At 39.3% G+C, this 18,275-nt stretch carries 20 protein-coding genes; all 20 read left to right on the top strand.

Annotated elements, in window-relative coordinates; all coding sequences use genetic code 11:
* Positions 1 to 101: 101 nt before the first annotated feature.
* The 20 genes from ACGHIY_RS02645 (at position 102) to ACGHIY_RS02740 (ending at position 18,268) form a co-directional block, all read left to right on the top strand.
* Complete coding sequence (locus ACGHIY_RS02645; RefSeq protein ID WP_004695463.1) at positions 102 to 590, top strand: OmpH family outer membrane protein; 489 nt, start codon at positions 102 to 104, stop codon at positions 588 to 590.
* Between the two features lie 29 nt (positions 591 to 619).
* The gene (locus ACGHIY_RS02650; protein ID WP_008715796.1) at positions 620 to 1,591 is read left to right on the top strand and encodes a hypothetical protein; all 972 of its coding nucleotides are present in this window, start codon (positions 620 to 622) and stop codon (positions 1,589 to 1,591) included.
* An 11-nt stretch (positions 1,592 to 1,602) separates the two neighbouring features.
* Entirely contained in the window at positions 1,603 to 2,130 is a 528-nt protein-coding gene (locus ACGHIY_RS02655; RefSeq protein WP_004695467.1) for an OmpH family outer membrane protein, read from the top strand.
* Between the two features lie 31 nt (positions 2,131 to 2,161).
* Complete coding sequence (gene lpxD, locus ACGHIY_RS02660; protein WP_004695469.1) at positions 2,162 to 3,193, top strand: UDP-3-O-(3-hydroxymyristoyl)glucosamine N-acyltransferase; 1,032 nt, start codon at positions 2,162 to 2,164, stop codon at positions 3,191 to 3,193.
* Between the two features lie 6 nt (positions 3,194 to 3,199).
* Positions 3,200 to 4,102, top strand: a complete 903-nt coding sequence (locus ACGHIY_RS02665) for a lysophospholipid acyltransferase family protein (RefSeq protein WP_004695471.1) — start codon at positions 3,200 to 3,202, stop codon at positions 4,100 to 4,102.
* A gap of 263 nt (positions 4,103 to 4,365) precedes the next feature.
* Complete coding sequence (gene lpxC, locus ACGHIY_RS02670; RefSeq protein ID WP_316604132.1) at positions 4,366 to 5,205, top strand: UDP-3-O-acyl-N-acetylglucosamine deacetylase; 840 nt, start codon at positions 4,366 to 4,368, stop codon at positions 5,203 to 5,205.
* Complete coding sequence (gene fabZ, locus ACGHIY_RS02675) at positions 5,202 to 5,627, top strand: 3-hydroxyacyl-ACP dehydratase FabZ (protein ID WP_004695477.1); 426 nt, start codon at positions 5,202 to 5,204, stop codon at positions 5,625 to 5,627. Before lpxC ends, fabZ begins: the two co-directional genes overlap by 4 nt.
* 20 nt (positions 5,628 to 5,647) lie before the next feature.
* The gene (lpxA, locus tag ACGHIY_RS02680) at positions 5,648 to 6,460 is read left to right on the top strand and encodes an acyl-ACP--UDP-N-acetylglucosamine O-acyltransferase (RefSeq protein WP_004695481.1); all 813 of its coding nucleotides are present in this window, start codon (positions 5,648 to 5,650) and stop codon (positions 6,458 to 6,460) included.
* Between the two features lie 328 nt (positions 6,461 to 6,788).
* Positions 6,789 to 7,625 carry an LpxI family protein gene (locus tag ACGHIY_RS02685; protein ID WP_390525652.1) on the top strand — a complete coding sequence of 279 codons (837 nt, stop codon included), beginning with the start codon at positions 6,789 to 6,791 and terminating at the stop codon, positions 7,623 to 7,625.
* On the top strand, positions 7,625 to 8,767 hold the full coding sequence (gene lpxB, locus ACGHIY_RS02690) for a lipid-A-disaccharide synthase (RefSeq protein ID WP_390525653.1): 1,143 nt from the start codon (positions 7,625 to 7,627) through the stop codon (positions 8,765 to 8,767). Before ACGHIY_RS02685 ends, lpxB begins: the two co-directional genes overlap by 1 nt.
* The gene (locus ACGHIY_RS02695) at positions 8,760 to 10,490 is read left to right on the top strand and encodes an ABC transporter ATP-binding protein (RefSeq protein WP_390525654.1); all 1,731 of its coding nucleotides are present in this window, start codon (positions 8,760 to 8,762) and stop codon (positions 10,488 to 10,490) included. The genes lpxB and ACGHIY_RS02695 overlap by 8 nt, the downstream gene beginning before the upstream one ends.
* A gap of 2 nt (positions 10,491 to 10,492) precedes the next feature.
* Positions 10,493 to 11,797 (top strand): 3-deoxy-D-manno-octulosonic acid transferase, encoded by a 1,305-nt coding sequence (locus ACGHIY_RS02700; RefSeq protein WP_390525655.1) that lies wholly within the window; start codon positions 10,493 to 10,495, stop codon positions 11,795 to 11,797.
* Positions 11,798 to 11,851: 54 nt separating this feature from the next.
* A complete protein-coding gene (gene lpxK / locus ACGHIY_RS02705) occupies positions 11,852 to 12,964 on the top strand; it encodes a tetraacyldisaccharide 4'-kinase (protein WP_077708249.1) in 1,113 nt (370 codons plus the stop codon).
* A gap of 44 nt (positions 12,965 to 13,008) precedes the next feature.
* On the top strand, positions 13,009 to 13,740 hold the full coding sequence (gene kdsB / locus ACGHIY_RS02710; protein WP_004695494.1) for a 3-deoxy-manno-octulosonate cytidylyltransferase: 732 nt from the start codon (positions 13,009 to 13,011) through the stop codon (positions 13,738 to 13,740).
* A complete protein-coding gene (kdsA, locus tag ACGHIY_RS02715) occupies positions 13,741 to 14,559 on the top strand; it encodes a 3-deoxy-8-phosphooctulonate synthase (protein ID WP_004695496.1) in 819 nt (272 codons plus the stop codon).
* An 11-nt stretch (positions 14,560 to 14,570) separates the two neighbouring features.
* Positions 14,571 to 15,542, top strand: coding sequence for an SIS domain-containing protein (locus tag ACGHIY_RS02720; RefSeq protein WP_004695498.1), 972 nt, complete (start codon positions 14,571 to 14,573; stop codon positions 15,540 to 15,542).
* Entirely contained in the window at positions 15,542 to 16,063 is a 522-nt protein-coding gene (locus ACGHIY_RS02725; RefSeq protein ID WP_008603441.1) for an HAD family hydrolase, read from the top strand. The genes ACGHIY_RS02720 and ACGHIY_RS02725 overlap by 1 nt, the downstream gene beginning before the upstream one ends.
* Positions 16,064 to 16,077: 14 nt before the next feature.
* Positions 16,078 to 17,010, top strand: coding sequence for a lysophospholipid acyltransferase family protein (locus tag ACGHIY_RS02730; RefSeq protein ID WP_004698446.1), 933 nt, complete (start codon positions 16,078 to 16,080; stop codon positions 17,008 to 17,010).
* Positions 16,997 to 17,533, top strand: coding sequence for an LPS export ABC transporter periplasmic protein LptC (lptC, locus tag ACGHIY_RS02735; protein WP_004698432.1), 537 nt, complete (start codon positions 16,997 to 16,999; stop codon positions 17,531 to 17,533). The genes ACGHIY_RS02730 and lptC overlap by 14 nt, the downstream gene beginning before the upstream one ends.
* Positions 17,534 to 17,545: 12 nt before the next feature.
* A complete protein-coding gene (locus ACGHIY_RS02740) occupies positions 17,546 to 18,268 on the top strand; it encodes an LptA/OstA family protein (RefSeq protein ID WP_008603439.1) in 723 nt (240 codons plus the stop codon).
* The last annotated feature ends 7 nt before the right edge of the window (positions 18,269 to 18,275 follow it).

Below are 18,275 nucleotides of genomic sequence, written 5' to 3' on the forward strand. Positions count from 1 at the left end.
TAAATGTATATGGTGAAGGCCTCTTTTTAAAGAGGCTTTCACCAATATCTCTATATGGCATCCTTTGATGCAGTGATTTAAAGAAATGAGGGCACTCTATTATGATGCGAATGATGAACAACAAGGCGAATGTAAAGATTTTTTCCATCGTCATTGCTGCAATTTTTATTGTTGGTATTGGTGCGTTAGCTTATACGCAAATGGCTTCGCCTAGTAGTAATAGTGGGACTAGTACTATTGGGGTTATTGATACATCTCGTATGTTGTCTCAAGATAATCCAATTTATATCTCTGCAGCTCAAGAATATATGAGCTATCAAAGCCAATTACAACAAGAAACGCAAGCTAAAATTGATGCAGCACAAGATGATGCTACTAAACAAAAAATCGCTGAAGAAGCGCGTCAAAACCTAGCAAAAAAAGATCAAGAAATTGCTAAATCCGTTCAAGATAAAGCTATGGAGGCTGCAAAAGCAGTTGGTGATGCTAAGGGTCTTAGCGTTGTTATGACTAAAGATACTGTACTATATGGCGGTGTTGACATTACAGATCAAGTATTGAAAAAACTAGCTACTGATGCAAAAAAATAAACTGTAGTTCTATGTAAGGGAGAACGACAATGAACGGGAAACAACGATATATAGGACTAGTCATATTTCTCGTTGCTGCAATAAGTGCTATGGTTTGGGCCTATGGTTTTGTAACAAATCGCCAACAGGGTCCTGATGGCATGTCAATAGGTGTTGTACGCATTGATGATGTACTAGCGTTTAATCCATCCTATGCGGATTATAAACAAGCCAAGAATGAACTGGAACTTTTACAACGTCAATATGAACTTGAACAACAAGCCTTAAATGCCAAGTCAGAGACACAAGATGAACAGTTGAAAACACTTGCACTGGATTCAACCTTGTCAGATGCTCTTACGGTAGAATTGCAAACTCGTATTGCAACAAAAGAAAATGAACTAAATCAGCAATTAAATTCGAAGCGCAATGAATTGACTCAAAAGTATTTAGCTGAGTTAAAGGTTAGTACTAATGAATATGATCTGGAAATCGTAAACCTTCAATTAGACTTATATGCCTATGATGCACGTGTATATATAGATGATGCACAAAGAGCAGCGGCTATGGCTGAAAAGGCTAAAAAAGAAGAAAGGTTAAAAGAATTATTAGCTAAGAGAAAGCCGTCGGATTTCGATGTGGATTCAATTAAAGCAAAGGTACAGGCTGAGCTTGCTCCAATGCAACAAAAAGGGCAGGAAGAGCTCAATCAATACGCTGCATCCCTACAGAAGGAATTAGCTGAGAAACGAGACTCCATGGTGCAACAACAAGCACAAGCCATCATTGCTAATAATAATCTGCCTGTGGCGCAAGAGTGGAATGATACATGGGCAAAAAAGCTTTCAGATAAAGAAGCTGAAGTGAGTGCGCTTCATGAGGCCATTTTAGAAGATGTTCGTATGCGCGTAGCAATTATTGCTGAGGAACAACATTTGGATTTAGTCATCATCGATGATGGTGGTAATATTAAAGGGCTTGATATTACTGATGCAGTGAAGGCGTCCTATCGAGTTCAATAAGGAGTTATATTATGAATAAACGTATTAAATCTTTAGTATTAAGTGCAGCTTTAGTAGCTTCTATGGCTATCTTAGGTGGTTGTGGTTCTAACAATGTTGGCTATGTGGATAGCGTGAAAGTAGCAAATAGTACTGAAAAAGGTATTGAAATTACTAAAGAGATTAACGCTAAAAAAGCGGAATTAGATGCTAAAATTGCTGCTGCTGATGAAGCATCTAAACAAAATGTATTTAACCAAGCGAATCAAGAATTAAATGCCTTTGCAAATGCAAAAGCACAAGAATACCGTCAATATCAAGAACAAAAAATCAATGAACTTGTGAAAGAAAAAAAACTTGATGTTATTATTGAAAAAGGCGCTGTTGTTGGTGGTGGCTCTGATGTAACCGATGATTTGATCACAAAAATGGGTAAGGCTTCTGACGATCAAATCAAAGAAGTTGAAAACGCAGCTAAAGCTCAAGAGCAACAAGATGCTCAGCAAAATGCACAGCAAGCAGATCAAGCTACAACAAGTACAACTGAAGCTGCACAATAATTGAGGATTACCACAGGGGGAGGAGTTTGCCTTGGAAAAAACTTTACAGGAACTCGCAAATTTAGTAGGCGGTCAACTTATAGGGGATGAGTCTATTGTCATTACTGAGACACGTAGCTTTGAACAAGCGGTAAAACAATCCATAACTTTTGCAATTGGTGAATATGTTGAACATATTGCGTTATGCCAAGCGGGTGCTGTTATCGTTGAATCAGAAGTAAAAAATGCACCGATGGCGCAAATCGTAGTTGATAATGCAAAATCTGCATTTGCCCAAGTGCTAGAAGTATTCCATCCACCTGTTGTAGTTCCCCGTGAAGTGCATAGTACTGCTATTATTGGCAAGAATGTTACACTTGGTAAAAATGTAGCTATTGGTGCCTATTGTGTTATTAATGATAATGCTGTTATCGGTGATAATGTAACGATTCGACCTTATGTATATATTGGTCATAATGTACGAATTGGGGAAGATTCTGACATCTATGCGGGTGCTATCGTACATGAGAACTGTATTTTGGGTAAACGCGTTGTATTGCGTGCTAAAGCAGTTATCGGTGGTGAAGGTTTTGGTTTTGCCACAGAAAATGGTATTCATACGCATATTCCTCAAGTAGGCAATGTTATTCTTGAAGATGATGTAGAAATTGGCTCTTGCACTACTATCGACAATGCTACAATGGGATCTACCTTGGTACGCCGCGGTACCAAAATTGACAATCTTGTTCACCTTGGCCACAATGTTGAGATTGGAGAAGATTGTTTCTTAATCGCACAGGTTGGGATTGCAGGTAGTACAAAATGTGGTAACCATGTAATCTTTGCAGGACAAACAGGCTGTACAGGTCATATTACAATTGGAGATAATGTACAATTTGCAGGTAAAACAGGAATTACTGGCAATGTGCCTTCTAATTCTGTTATGGCTGGGTATCCAATGAGACCTCATAAAGAGTGGCTAAAATTGGCTGCTTACGAGAATCGTTTGCCAGAAATGGTGAAAACTGTAAAACAATTACAAAAAGAAATTGACGCTTTGAAAGCACAGCTTAAGGAGAGCTAATAATCCATGTATAGGTTTATGAAAATCTTTAGTGCCTTTATTTGCTTATTACCTAAAGGTTTGCAATATGCTATTGGTACATTGCTTGGTGAAATTGCGTGGTTAGTGGTGCCACCTAAACGCAAGCGCCTGGCGATAGGCCAAATTTTATTCTGTAATATTACAGATGATCCTAAAGAAGCTCGACGTATTGCGAAAGCTAGTACTACACGCTTTGGCCGTATGATTATTGATGTATTGCGCTATCCTGAAATTAAAGATGGCGCATACAAAGATATGGTGGAGTTTATTAATCGAGAGTACTTAGATGATGCCTTAGAAAATGGTCGAGGTGCAATTTTAGCTGCTGTTCATAGTGGTAACTGGGAACTTTTAGGTGGCGTTCTTGCTTCTGAAGGATATCCATTGATTTCTGTGGCTATGAAACAGAATGGTGATGCCGATAAGTTTATCAATGAATATCGTCGGATTATGCATCAACATGTGACCTATAAAACAGGTGTTCGTGAAATGATTAATGAACTAAAAAAAGGTGCATTTTTAGGCCTTATTATGGATCAGGACCCTGGTGATGATGGCGTTCTTGTACCATTCTTTGGCTATGAAACATTGACGGCTGCTGGGCCAGCTGTACTGGCTCGTATGCAAGATGTGCCTATTATTTTTGTAACCATACATTATAGCCCGTTTTCTGAGAAATATGAGATTGAAGCACATCCACCAATTTATGTGGAACGTACAGATGATAAAAAGCGTGATATAGCGGTAACAACAACTCGTCTAAATGAGTTTATTGAAGATTATATTCGACGATATCCTGAAGATTGGTTCTGGCTTCATAACCGTTGGAAATGGACTCGTCGTTTTTATGGTGAACAAATAGATACACCACCTGATGTTTTTCAATAGTTAATAATTTTAAAGAGATTTTGTTTATGCGATTGTGGAATCTTCAAGATGAAACTGATTCCTACTAGCATGGATGAAATCTCTTTTTATTTTATAACTTATAACTTAGTGTTTAAAAATAGTCTATTAAAATTTTAAAGACTAAGAATAGTCTTTCCAATTAGCGTAATATATGGTAAATTTCTTGTAACGCCTATGCAAATAGGGTATAATACATATTGGTGTATAGTAAACGTGAATTCGGATTATGAAAGGACATTCTTATGAGTAAGCCACAACAAACAATAAAAAAGGCTGTTTCATATCAAGGGATTGGCCTTCATAGCGGTGAACCAGTACATATGGTTTTTAAGCCTGCACCTGAAGATACAGGAATTGTGTTTGTCCGCACGGACATTGAAGGGCATCCTTCTGTGCGAGCACACATTGATAATGTGACGAACACTATGCGCGCTACCACGTTGGAAAATGGTGAAGCAAAGGTATTTACTGTTGAACATGTGATGGCAGCGTTCAGTGCTATGAATATTGATAACTGTTATATTGAAATGGATTCTCCAGAACCTCCTGTAGGTGATGGTAGTAGTGCTATTTTTGTCAATCTTATTGAAGAGGCTGGCATTGAAGAACAAATAGCGTCGCGTCATATATACAAAGTGACTCGATCTCATGCTGTTTATGATGGGGATCGTTTTATTGTGATTTTGCCATATGATGGCTATCGCATGACTTTTACATCAATTAACAGCCATCCGTTGCTTGGTACTCAACAATGTGATTTTGAAGTATCGCCTGAGTATTTCAAAGCACACATTGGATCGGCTAGGACTATCGGATTTATGAAGGAATTGGAACAATTACAGGCCATGGGGCTTGCAAAAGGCGGTAGCCTAGATAATGCATTAGTCTATGATGATGAGAAATGTCTATCTGTACCACGCTTTGAGGATGAATTAGTTCGCCATAAAGCATTAGATGTTATAGGGGATTTATTCTTGTTAGGACCGATTGAAGGCCATGTAATTGCTTTGAAATCGAGTCATGAATTAAATTCAAGATTGGCTCGCAGTATAATGGAAGAAATAAGGGAGACACAGCCATGATTCTTAATCACGAAGATATTTTAGAAATTTTACCTCATCGTTACCCAATGCTTTTGGTTGATCGTATTGTTGAGTTAGAACCTATGAAACGTGCTGTGGGTATTAAAAATGCTACATTCAACGAATTGTTCTTCCAAGGTCACTTTCCAGGGAACCCAGTTATGCCAGGTGTATTATTGACTGAAGCTATTGCTCAAGTTGGTGGTATTGCATTATTGTACCCTGAGGAAAATCGTGGTCTTACTCCTATGTTTACAGGTATTGATAAAGTGCGTTTCCGCCATCCTGTAAAACCTGGCGATCAAGTTCGCATGGAGGTAGATATTGTTAAAATTAAAGGTAAAATGGGCAAGGTTGAAGGCCGTGCCTATGTTGGCGACAAATTGTGCGCTAGCGGTGAATACATGTTTGCCCTTGTATAATAGAATGAGGAGTGATTGTAGTGATAGTTGTAGGCATGGAAAATGCGGAATCCAACATCCATAGTACAGCCATAGTCCATCCAAATGCTAAATTGGGCAAAGATGTAATCGTAGGTCCTGGCGCTGTTATCGGCGAACATGTCGAGATTGGCGATGGCACACAAATCGGTGCACATGTTGTAATTGGTGGTTGGACAACCATTGGTAAGCGTTGTGAAATTTATCCTAACGCATCTATTGGGTTGGAACCGCAAGATTTAAAATTTAAAGGCGAAAAAAGCTATTGTAATATTGGCGATGAAACGGTTATTCGTGAATTCGTAACTATTAGCCGCGCTACTGGTGAAGGTGAAGAAACACGTGTAGGCAATAATTGTTTACTTCAAGCCTGTACACATGTGGCTCATAACTGTATCGTTGGTAATAATGTAATAATGAGTAATTGTGCTGGTCTTGCAGGGCACGCTATCGTTGAAGATCGCGTGGTTATTGGCGGCCTTGCAGGTATTCATCAATTTGTTAAAATCGGTCGTAACGCTATGGTTGGCGGAATGGCTAAGGTGGTACAAGATATCCCACCTTACGTAATTGCCGATGGTCAACCGGCACGTGTTATCGGTCTTAACTCTGTAGGATTATCTCGTGCAGGGATTTCCGAAGATGTACGACGTGATTTGAAACAGGCATTCCGCATTATTTATCGTTCTGGATTCAGCTTATCCAAGGCGATTGAAGAAATGGAATTACAATTGGACTCTTCCGTAGAAATTGAAAATTTATTACGATTCCTACGCAATGCCGATAGAGGCATTATGCGTACTCGTCGCGACTAATTATGAGGACCTCGTACCATGTACGAGGTCTTTTTGTGCATATTATAACTGGTTGAGTTTTATATTAATGATAATTTGTACTATATTTTCATAATTATAAAAAGTTTTGATAGATATATTCGTAGATGTTTTAGTGCTTAAAAGTAATAAGAAAATTTTAATAAAATGATGAAGAAAAGGGCATAAAGCTTGGCTTTTTAATGGTAAAAAGTAGCTATTTATAGTAAAATATATTGTATATGATTATGTCTATTTTTAGGCATTTTCATAGGGAACTTGAAATTACTAATTGATATATAGGCCGTGAGGTCATCTAGGAGGTATAGTCTTGGCAAAGGTAGGATTAATTGCGGGCATAGGTGTTTTGCCTGTAGAATTCATGCGTGCCGCTCATGTATTGGGCCACGAGGTGGTTGTTATCGGTGTAGTACCTGATATAGACCCAGCTCTAAAGGCTGAGGCTGATGCTTTCTACGATATTGGTGTTGCTAAACTAGGTAAAATCTTCAAAACCTTGAAAAAAGAAGAGGTTCAAGAGTTAACTATGCTTGGGAAAGTTACTAAAGAGATTCTTTTTAAAGGCCTTACGTTTCCTGATTTAAAAACATTAGGCGTTTTAAAGCGTCTTAAAAATCGTAAAGATGATACGATTATGCTCGCTATCGTTGATGAAATAGAACGGGAAGGCTTTAAAGTATTAGATCAAACAGCATACTTAAAACCATTTATGCCAAAGGTAGGGGTGCTTTCAAAAGCACAACCTACAGATGAGCAATGGGCTGACATTTGTTTTGGTTTTGAATTAGCTAAACAAATGGGGGCCCTTGATATTGGTCAAACCGTTGTTGTTAAACATAAGGCGGCCATGGCTATTGAAGCCATTGAAGGGACTGATAAGTGTATCTTACGAGGTGGCGAACTGGGTCGTGGGGATGCGATTGTCGTTAAAACCGAAAAACCAAATCAAGACGTACGCTTTGATGTGCCGGCAGTAGGCATAAAAACTCTCATGTCTATGATTGATAGCGGTTGTAAGGTGCTAGCTGTAGAAGCGGAAAAGACTATTTTCGTACAACAACAAGACGTGCTTAATATGGCAGATCGTCATGGTATTGTTATCTGTGCTGTAGACCAAGAATTTGTAAATTCCAGAAAGGATGCATAATGAAAGTCATGTTTTCCGCCGGTGAAGCTTCCGGCGATACTCATGCGGCAAGTGTAGCCAATGCATTGAGAGAAATAGATCCTTCTGTAGAGATGTTTGGTATGGGTGGCAACCTGATGGAACGCGCTGGTGTTCGTATCGTGTATGATATTAAGAACCTTAGTGTCATTGGTATTGTAGAGATTGTGAAATCATTGCCAAAATTCTTTAAGCTGCGCACGTACTTGAAACGTGTCATGATGAAGGAAAAACCAGATATTCTCGTTTGTGTAGATTATCCAGGTTTTAATATGAAATTAGCTGCGGTGGCGCATGAACTGGAGATTCCTGTTTTATATTATATTGCTCCAACGATTTGGGCTTGGCACAGTAGTCGTGGTAATACAATTCGTAAGTATGTAACCAAGGTAGCATCTATCTTCCCATTTGAAGCTGAAGCGTATCGCAAGTACAAATGTGATGTAGACTTTGTAGGTCATCCTTTACTCGATATCGTACATCCTACGATGACTAAGGATGCGGCCGAAGAATACTTTGGGGCTCGCAAAGAGGCTAAAAAGGTATTGCTCATGCCTGGCAGTCGTAAACAAGAGGTTTTATCCTTGCTTGATACGATGTTAAAAAGTGGTGAGCAATTGATGGCGAAGTATGAAGATGTTCAATTCTTCTTGCCTCGAGCACATACGATTGATCGAAGTGAACTAGAAGCTTTTATCGATGCTCATAAGGTACCTGTTACGATTACGGAAGACCATACATATGACTTGATGCAGATTTGTGATGTGTGCCTTGCCGCATCAGGAACCGCTACATTAGAAACGGCTATGATGGAATTGCCAACAGTGTTATTGTATCGCGTATCACCAATTACTTATGGTATTGGTAAGATGGTTGTAAATGTAACACATGTGGGCTTGCCTAATATTGTAGCTGGTAAAGAGGTCATTCCTGAATTATTACAAGATGCTGTCACACCAGAAGCAATTGTGTCTTTGGTGGAACCATTGATTAGTGATGTAGAGAAAAACGAAGCTATGCGTAGTGAATTGCGCGAAGTACGTCATAAATTAGGTGAGCCTGGTGCAGTAAAACGAGTGGCACATCTTGTGTACAACCTCGGTAAGGAGAAATGTAATGAATAGTTATTCTAGGCTCTTATATTTTGTAAAGCCTTATTATAAGCGGATGCTTTTTGCAGTGTTCTGCATGATTGTTGCCGCTGCTGCCTATTTGGTAGTGCCTTGGCTGATTAAGAATGTAGTAGACCAAGTGTTAGATGAAAAGAATATGTTTATGTTGAACCTTATTGTAGGTGCTATCATACTCATCTTCTTAATTCGTGGTTTTGCAACCTATGGTCAAACCTATAATATGTCCTACATTGGACAACGCGTGATTATCGATGTCCGTGAGGCCATATTCAATCACTTACAAAGATTAAGTTTATCTTACTTTGATCGCCGCAAAACGGGCGTTATCATGAGTAATCTTACAAATGACGTAGCTGCATTGCAAACGGCCGTGGTAGATAACTTGATTTCTTTTATCACTGAATCGGTAACACTTGTCGGTTCTTTGGTGTCAATGCTTCTCATTGACTGGAAACTGACGTTAGTTACTTTTATTACGGTTCCCGTAGTTTTAGTGATTATCAATGTTTTTGGTAAGAAGCTTCGCGTGGCGGGGCATGATGTCCAAGGGCGTGTAGCTGATATTACGGCACTTTTACAAGAGGTAATTAGTGCAGTTCGCGTTGTAAAATCCTTTGCTCGTGAAGATTTTGAGCGCAAGCGCTTTGAAGATGAAAACGACCGTAACTTTAAAGCGGTTATTAAAGCTACTAAATTGACTAGTTTGTTAAGTCCAATGGTTGAGTTTTCTGCGGCAATCGCTGTAGCGGTCATCCTTTGGTACGGTGGTTACTCCGTAGTAACAGGTGCCATCACTGCTGGTTCTTTGATTGCTTTCTTGATTTATGCTATTAACTTGTCAAATCCCGTAAAACGTTTGAGTCAAGTATATGGTAATATTCAAAAGGCGTTGGCTGCTGCCGATCGTGTATTTGAAATTTTAGATACTAAAACAGATGTTGTGGAGAAACCTGATGCTATTACATTGCCTGCTATTACCGGCAATGTGGAGTTTAATGATGTTTCTTTCTCCTATGATGGAGAAAAGACTGCCTTAGAAAATTTTACCTTGTCAGTTAAGGCTGGCGAAAGTGTAGCCCTTGTTGGACCATCTGGTGCAGGCAAGACAACTCTCGCTAACTTACTACCTCGTTTCTATGATGTAACTGGTGGTTCTATTACAATTGATGGTTATGATATAAAAGATGTTACTTTTAAATCTTTGCGTGAACAAATTGGTCTTGTACCACAGGAAACCGTATTATTCAATGCTACAATTAAAGAGAATATCTTGTATGGCCGTTTAGATGCTACTGATGAAGATGTGTATGAAGCGGCTAAAGCGGCTAACGTACTTGAGTTCGTTGAGAAGATGCCTGATGGTCTCGATACAATTGTAGGCGAACGAGGCAGTTCATTATCTGGTGGACAACGTCAACGCGTTGCCATCGCACGCGCTATTTTAAAAGACCCTCGTATTTTAATTCTAGATGAAGCTACATCTGCTTTAGATACGGAGAGTGAAAAACTTGTACAAGAGGCGTTAGATCGCCTTATGAAAGGGCGTACGGCATTTGTTATTGCCCATCGATTGAGCACTGTTCAAAATGCTCATCAAATTGTTGTACTCAATCAAGGCCGCTTGGTAGAGCAGGGGACTCACCAAGAGCTATTAGCTATTGACGGCGGATTGTACAACCATCTTTATTCCGTTCAATTCTCCAATAAAGGATAACCATGTACTGGATATATAACGTATTGCTCATATTCTATTGGATTGGCTTGATTCCGGTTATTTTATACCGACTTGCCTTTGAAGATGGATTTTATGAGCGTATCAAACAGAGTGCAGGCTATATGCCAGCTTCACTATTAAAGAAAATTGAAGGGCGTCGTGCTATTTGGATTCACGCCGCTTCTGTAGGGGAAATTGTGGCTACCAGTCCATTGGTAAAAGAAGTCAAAAAGGAGTTTCCTGAAGCTGTTGTGGTCGTGTCTGTAGTTACTGCTACTGGTCATGCTATGGCTCATCGTATCATTCCTGAAGCCGAAGGAATTATTTTCTTTCCCCTTGATTTACCATATTTAACTCGTAAAATTTTACATATTATTAAGCCGATTACTATTTTACTTGTAGAAACTGAAATCTGGCCAAATTTCTTGCGTATCGCCGAATCGGAAAATATTCCAGTTATGATGGTTAATGGACGCATTTCAGATCGCAGTATGAAACGTTATAAGTATATCAGTGCTTTTACGCGTGAAATGTTACGTTCTATTGAGCGTTTCTGCATGCAGTCCAAATTTGATGCGGCGTATATTGAAAGTTTAGGTGCTCATACACCTGATATTACCGTAACAGGTAATATGAAATACGATCAAACATATGCCACCGTATCATATGAAGAAAAACAAGCTCTTCTCGATGAATTTGGCTTTGGGAATAATCATCCTATCATTATTGCAGGTAGTACTCACAAAGGTGAAGAAGAGGCTATTTTTGAAACTTTCAAGCAAGTATTGAAAGCGTATCCACAAGCTCGTTTATTGATTGCACCTCGTGAGATTTATCGCGGTCATGATGTGCAAAATATTGCAAAGCGTTATGAATTGAGTGCTATTTGTCGTAGCGATATGAAGAAGCCTGTTCACGAAGGCATTCCCGTTGTTGTTTTAGATACCATTGGTGAACTTGGACGACTGTATAGCTTAGGCGATATTATCTTTGTTGGTGGTTCCCTTGTTAAAACTGGAGGCCATAATATTTTGGAACCAGCTGCACATGGTAAGCCAATTTTGGTTGGGCCTCATATGTTTAACTTTAAAGAAATTTTCGCCTTATTAAACTCTCGAAATGCTTGTGAGCAAGTGAAGAATGGAAAAGAGTTAACCGCTATGGTCTTGCGGTTATGTAATGATAGAGACTTGGCTAAAAAGATGGGGCAAAACTGCCTGGATATCATTAAAGAAAATCGTGGTGCTACGCGACGTAATACACAAGAGTTGCGTTTGCTATTTGAGAAACATCAAATTATTCCGTAGTAAGACTAAATTTGTAGATTAGTTTACTGTATTACATAATAGGAGGCGTCACCTATGAGTGGGGAAGCATTATTCAAATCCATCGTTAGTGGTGAAGATCAATCCGTATTAGGTGATATAGCTCGCTCCAGTTTAGGCCTTTTGAGTAAAGGTTATGAGAAAGCTGTATCAATACGCAATGCTCGATTTGATGAGGGTAAAGGCGTTACGAAAGTTATAGTGCCTGTAATCAGCGTTGGCAACATTACGGCTGGTGGTACTGGAAAAACACCGATGGTGCGATTTATTTGTGATGTGCTTACTCAGAAAGGCCTTCATCCTACTGTTCTTAGTCGTGGGTACCGTGCAGAAGATAATAACAAAAATATTATTATTTCTAAAGACGGAACAATGCTTGTAGAGCCATCTATCAGTGGTGATGAGGCTTGGTTACTGGCTAAGGTTTTACAAAAATCCAATGTAATTATTGGACGTGAACGTTCCAAATCTGCAGAAATCGCTATTAATGAGCTAGGTGCCGATTGTCTTATTATGGATGATGGATTTCAACATCGTGCACTAGCAAGAGATATTGATATTGTACTAATTGATGCATCCAATCCGTTTGGCTATGAACATGTGTTACCACGGGGACTATTACGTGAACCCCTTAGTGGTTTACAGCGCGCGGATATTATCGTTCTTACTAAGGTTGATCAAGTAGCACCAGGTATTGTATCCGGCATTCGAAAGCGATTAACTCAGATGATTCCCAATATACCTGTCTATGAAACAACACATAAACCGCAATTTATGTACACCTTAGATGAGTGGGCTAATGGTTTTGTTGGGGCTTCTGTAGATGCTTACAAGGAACAACGCATTATGGCTGTAAGTGGAATCGGAAACCCTCAATCCTTTACACAAACGTTAACTGATGTAGGGTATAACGTTGTTCATACCTTGCCATTTGGAGATCATCATGACTTTTCAAATGATGATGTAGTTGAGATTTGGAAACAAGCATTTGCTCATCAAGCTGATGCTATTTGTATTACAGAAAAGGATGCAGTTAAGTTAAGTCAGTTGCATGCAATTGAAGACTTAAAAATACCGATTCTGGTGCTATCTATAGGGATTGAATTTGTTTCTGGAAAACAAGAATTCATAGAAAATTTAGAGATTTAGTGTATAATAATAAGATACACGAATAACAGAAATGGGGTTTTATCGTGAAGTTTGGATGTGTTATTCCTGCGCGTTATGGTTCTACAAGATTACCAGGCAAACCATTAGCTGATATTGCAGGTAAACCTATGATTGAACGGGTTTATGCAAGGGTATCACAAGCTACAAAGACAGTATGTACAATTGTAGCCACTGATGATAACCGCGTATATTCTGCAGTACAACAGTTTGGGGGAACTGTTATGATGACAGATCCTAATCACCCTACAGGAACGGATCGATTAGCAGAGGTTGCTAGTCATTATACAGACTTAGATGTTGTTATCAATGTCCAAGGTGATGAACCGATGATTGATCCAAATCTTATTGATGACTTGGCACGTCTATTTGAGGAAGATCCAAACTTGCAGATGGCCACAGTAGCTACTCCTTTATTAGAGGAAGAGTACGAGGAGCCATCAGCGGTAAAGGTCATTTTAAATAATCGTAATGATGCGATGTATTTTTCTAGATCTTTAATCCCATATCCTCGTCATGACTTTGTGCGTCCGCCACTAAAACATATTGGCATCTATGCATATCGTAGAGAGTTCTTATTAAACTACGCTAAGATGGAGCCAACTCCGGCGGAGCAAACAGAATCTCTAGAACAATTACGTGCTCTAGAAAACGGTTATACAATTCGTGTTATTCTAACAAATAAACGATTTATCGGTGTTGATACACCTGAAGACTTAGCTCGTGTTAATGCAATTTACGAGCAAGAGGAGAAATAAATGAAAACAGTTCAAATTAAAGATATTACTGTGGGTGGCGGCAAGGGTTTATTTGTCCTTGCAGGTCCATGTGTTATTGAGGACTATGACCGCACATTAGCTATCGGTAAACGAGCAAAAGAGATATGCGAACGTTTAGGTGTTCCTTATATCTTTAAAGCTTCCTTTGATAAAGCTAATCGCTCTAGCTTTAACTCCTTCCGTGGACCAGGTCTTGAGGAAGGGTTAAAAATGCTTGCTTCTATTAAGAAGGAACTCAATGTACCTGTTGTCAGTGACATTCACTCTATCGAGCAAATTGAACCTGCAGCTGAAGTATTAGATATTCTACAAATTCCAGCTTTTTTATGCCGTCAAACTGATCTTGTTTACGGCGCTGCTAAAACTGGTAAATGCGTAAATGTTAAAAAAGGTCAATTCATGGCTCCTAAGGACATGGAAAATGTTCTTAATAAAATGAAAGAAACAGGTAATGAAAATCTTATGCTTACCGAACGTGGTTTTAGCTTTGGTTATAATAATCTCGTAGTTGACATGAGATCGTTCCCAATTATGCGTTCTTTCGACTATCCAGTAATCTTTGATGCTACTCATAGCGTTCAATTACCAGGTGGTGCAGGGACTAAATCTAGTGGTAACCGTGAATTTGTACCAAATTTGGCGCGTGCGGCTGTGGCTAGTGGTGTAGATGGGCTATTCTTTGAAGTGCACGATAATCCTGAGGAAGCATTATCTGATGGTCCTAATATGTTGTATTTAGATCAATTCGAAGATGTGCTTCGTGATTTAGTAGCTATTGATAAAATCGTAAAAGGTTAGGGGCGGTATTTGTGACTATTTTAGAACAAGCGGCACAGGTGCTTCATGAGGAAGCTCGTGCTATTGAAGAATTAAGTTCTCGTTTGGATCACAATTTTGTAAATGCTGTAAATATGATTTTGGCTTGTAAGGGCCGTGTAGTATGTACAGGAATGGGAAAATCTGGTCATATTGGTCGTAAAATTGCGGCTACCTTGGCTAGTACAGGGACACCGGCACTTTTTATGCATCCTGGTGAAGGCGTGCATGGTGATCTTGGTATGATTACTGAAGATGATGTAGTGTTAGCCTTTTCTAATAGTGGTGAAACAGGAGAAATTATTAGTATTTTGCCGTCTCTGCGCCGCATAGGGGCTAAATTAATCTGTGTTGTAGGGAAACCAGAGTCTACATTAGCAAAAAATTCTGATATTGTATTGTTGGCAGAGGTAGAACGAGAAGCTTGCCCATTAGGTTTAGCACCTACTACAAGTACTACTGTTGCCCTAGCACTAGGTGATGCGTTAGCAGTATGTTTATTGGAACGCCATCATTTTACTCCAGAAAACTTTGCTGTATTCCATCCAGGTGGTTCCTTAGGTCGCAAATTATTGTTGACTGTAGAAAATATCATGCATGGTGGCGAGGATAATCCAACAGTATTTAAAGGGGCTACCGTTCGTGATGCACTTTTTGTAATGACAGAAAAAGGGTTAGGTGCTACAAATGTTATTGATGAAGAAGGACATTTGTTAGGTCTAGTGACTGATGGTGATGTTCGACGTGGACTTGATTCTGGCAGCAATTTTTTAGAATGGCCCGTAGAGGATATGATGACGTCTATGCCGCGTACGATTACAAAGGATAAATTGGCCGCAGAAGCGCTTCATTTGATGGAGAAAAATCAACCTCGCCCTATCACCGTATTACCTGTGGTTGATACTAATAATGTATGTCTTGGCATTGTTCACATTACCGATTTATTGCGTAGAGGCATTGTATAATGAATATTCAATGGATTGTTCTCGATGTTGATGGAGTTTTATCAGATGGCACTCTAATTTATACATCGACTGGAGAAGAGCTCAAAGCCTTTTCTGTAAAAGATGGTTTAGGCTTGACTGCGGCTCGTAAATCAGGGATAAAGCTAGCAATTATTACGGCTCGTGTATCTCCGATGGTAGAGCGCCGTGCGAAGGAGTTGCATTTTGATGAACTTCTTATGGGGCATGCTAATAAAACTGAAGCATTAAGAACTCTTTGTAAAAAACATCAAATCGACTTAGACTCGATTGCTTACATGGGGGATGATCTTAATGATTTAGGAGCTCTTCAACTCGTAGGTTTGCCGATGGCACCAAATAATGCGGTATTAGAGGTTAAATCAATAGCTAAATTTATTTCTACCGTCAATGGTGGACATGGTGCTGTTAGAGAGGCTGTAGAATATATCTTGAAGAATCAAGGTTTATGGGATTCTGTTGTTGCAGATTATGCGCAAGAGGCCCATGCTCATGGACAATAAAGGAGGTGGGCAGAATGAATAACGAATGGCAATACCATTTAGTTAAAGGCATTAGTTGGCTTGTTTGTCGACTACCATACAAGCTCATTTTGCTCATAGGCGCTTGTTTAGGTCCTGTATATGGGCTAATAGCGAAGAAGCAAAAGCTTAGAGGCATAAATAATATTAAAATTGGTATGAATATGAACGATCAAGAGGCGGAACAATTAATTAATAAGTTGTTCAAGAATCTTGGTCGAAGTGTTATGGAAGTATTATACATGCCAAACCTGACGAAATCCTTTATCAATAAACACATAGAGATGCGTGGTGTTGAACATTTAGAAAAGGCCATTGCTGAAGATAAGGGAGTTATCGTTCTTACTGGCCATGTAGGCAACTGGGAATGGATGGGGGCTGCTATGGCAGCTCATGGATATCCTTCCACTACAATTGTTAAGAAACAACCTAATGCTCAATTCACACGCCTTATGAATGAATATCGTGAGATGGTGGGGCTTGACGTATTTGCTAGTGGTGGCAACGAAATCGTTTCTGCTGCTAAGGCTTTAAAAAAGAAAAAACTACTTGGATTCTTAGCTGACCAAGATGGATATATAAATGGTTTACCAGTTCCGTTTTTGGGACAAGATTCATCAGCTGTTATGGGACCAGCAACATTTGCAAAGAAATTTGGCTCTCCTGTAGTACCTATTTTTGCATCTCGTAAGCCTGAAGGAGGACATATCGTTCATATCTTGCCAGCATTACATTATGAGGAAACTGGCGATGAAGATGTTGATATGTATCGTCTAACTGAAGCCTGTGTACGTGTTACGGAAGAATTTATTCGTGAACATCCAGATGAGTGGCTTTGGTTCCAACACCGTTGGATGACTAAGATGGATCAAATTATTGATTACGATAAGAAGATAGCTATACGGGAGAGAGCGCATGAAAAACAATAAAAAGTTAATTGCCATTGTGGTCGCTATAGTATTAGCTCTAATCGGTCTTATTGTATTTATTATGAAAGACTCTAATGAGGCTAATTCCACTCAAAATCAAAGTGGACAACTCGTTAATTTCCAAGGTGCGGACTTGCAAGAGGAAAAAGATGGCAAGCTAGTATGGGCATTATCGGCTGAGAAGATTGAATATGACCCGCGTACAAAAGCTATCGTTCTGACCAATTTGAAAGGTCTGTTCTATCAAGATGATGTGACTACTACGATTACAGCGCCTCATGCTGTCCTGACGGGCGATCGAAATTCTCTTGATATTGATCAAGGCGTTACTGCTACTAATACGGAAGGTGCAGAATTTAAAACTGAGGCCCTTCATTTTGATAACAAAACGAAAACATTGACATCTAAAACGGCTTTCACTTATAACAGTAAGGATGTAACCCTCACAGGGGACAAGCTTGAGGGCAATATGTCTTTAAAAATTATTAAAGCCATTGGACATGCGAAATTAACAAAGAAGTAATTGAGAGGAAATATGATGAATAAGAAAAAACAGATTGGTATGGCTATATTAGCTGTACTCATGACTGCATCTGTTACAGTTTGGGCTGCAAATGATCCGTTGACTATCAGCGCTGATACATTGTCTTATGATGGCAATTCAGGTCGTGCAGATGCAACAGGTAATGTTGTTATTACCCAAGCGGATAAAACTATGACTGGTGCCAAGGGTTGGTACAATACAAAAACTCAAGAAGCAAATCTTGATGGTGGTGTATCTATGATTGGTTCTGATATGGCCATGTCTGCTCAAGCGGTTCACAGTTACAATAATAATAAATTCACTGCTAATGGTAGCGTTCATTTACAACGTGCTGATCGCCAAATCTTTGGTGACAGTGTTGAGTATAATACTGACTCTGAATACGGTCTTGTTACAGGCAATGCCCGTTTGATTGCTGAAGGGACAACCTTAACCGGTGATAAGGTAGAAGGATGGATGAAGGAAGTTCGTGCTGTAGCGCAAGGTAATGTTACTTTCTCTAATCCCGAACGAAACGTGTCTGGTTCTGCTGACCGAGCTACATATACACAAACGCCAAACCAAAATGATGGAGTGGTACTCTTATCTGGTTCTGCGCATGCCGTTCAAAATGGTAATGTACTGAATGCACCGGAACTGAAAATTCGTTTAGCTGATGATTCTGCTGAAACATTAGGTGGACGTAGTACACTCGTCATTGTTCCGAATAAATAAGGATAAT

It is taken from the genome of Veillonella parvula, from assembly GCF_042850485.1.
Taxonomy (GTDB): domain Bacteria; phylum Bacillota; class Negativicutes; order Veillonellales; family Veillonellaceae; genus Veillonella; species Veillonella parvula_Q.

Excerpts from the sequence above, each read along its gene's own strand:
- lpxC (WP_316604132.1), top strand. The coding sequence starts at position 4,366 with ATGAGTAAGCCACAACAAACAATAAAAAAGGCTGTTTCATATCAAGGG.
- ACGHIY_RS02740 (WP_008603439.1), top strand. The coding sequence starts at position 17,546 with ATGATGAATAAGAAAAAACAGATTGGTATGGCTATATTAGCTGTACTC.
- ACGHIY_RS02730 (WP_004698446.1), top strand. The coding sequence starts at position 16,078 with ATGAATAACGAATGGCAATACCATTTAGTTAAAGGCATTAGTTGGCTT.
- lpxK (WP_077708249.1), top strand. The coding sequence starts at position 11,852 with ATGAGTGGGGAAGCATTATTCAAATCCATCGTTAGTGGTGAAGATCAA.
- lptC (WP_004698432.1), top strand. The coding sequence starts at position 16,997 with ATGAAAAACAATAAAAAGTTAATTGCCATTGTGGTCGCTATAGTATTA.
- ACGHIY_RS02655 (WP_004695467.1), top strand. The coding sequence starts at position 1,603 with ATGAATAAACGTATTAAATCTTTAGTATTAAGTGCAGCTTTAGTAGCT.
- ACGHIY_RS02665 (WP_004695471.1), top strand. The coding sequence starts at position 3,200 with ATGTATAGGTTTATGAAAATCTTTAGTGCCTTTATTTGCTTATTACCT.
- lpxB (WP_390525653.1), top strand. The coding sequence starts at position 7,625 with ATGAAAGTCATGTTTTCCGCCGGTGAAGCTTCCGGCGATACTCATGCG.
- ACGHIY_RS02695 (WP_390525654.1), top strand. The coding sequence starts at position 8,760 with ATGAATAGTTATTCTAGGCTCTTATATTTTGTAAAGCCTTATTATAAG.
- fabZ (WP_004695477.1), top strand. The coding sequence starts at position 5,202 with ATGATTCTTAATCACGAAGATATTTTAGAAATTTTACCTCATCGTTAC.
- ACGHIY_RS02650 (WP_008715796.1), top strand. The coding sequence starts at position 620 with ATGAACGGGAAACAACGATATATAGGACTAGTCATATTTCTCGTTGCT.
- ACGHIY_RS02700 (WP_390525655.1), top strand. The coding sequence starts at position 10,493 with ATGTACTGGATATATAACGTATTGCTCATATTCTATTGGATTGGCTTG.
- kdsA (WP_004695496.1), top strand. The coding sequence starts at position 13,741 with ATGAAAACAGTTCAAATTAAAGATATTACTGTGGGTGGCGGCAAGGGT.
- ACGHIY_RS02645 (WP_004695463.1), top strand. The coding sequence starts at position 102 with ATGATGCGAATGATGAACAACAAGGCGAATGTAAAGATTTTTTCCATC.
- ACGHIY_RS02725 (WP_008603441.1), top strand. The coding sequence starts at position 15,542 with ATGAATATTCAATGGATTGTTCTCGATGTTGATGGAGTTTTATCAGAT.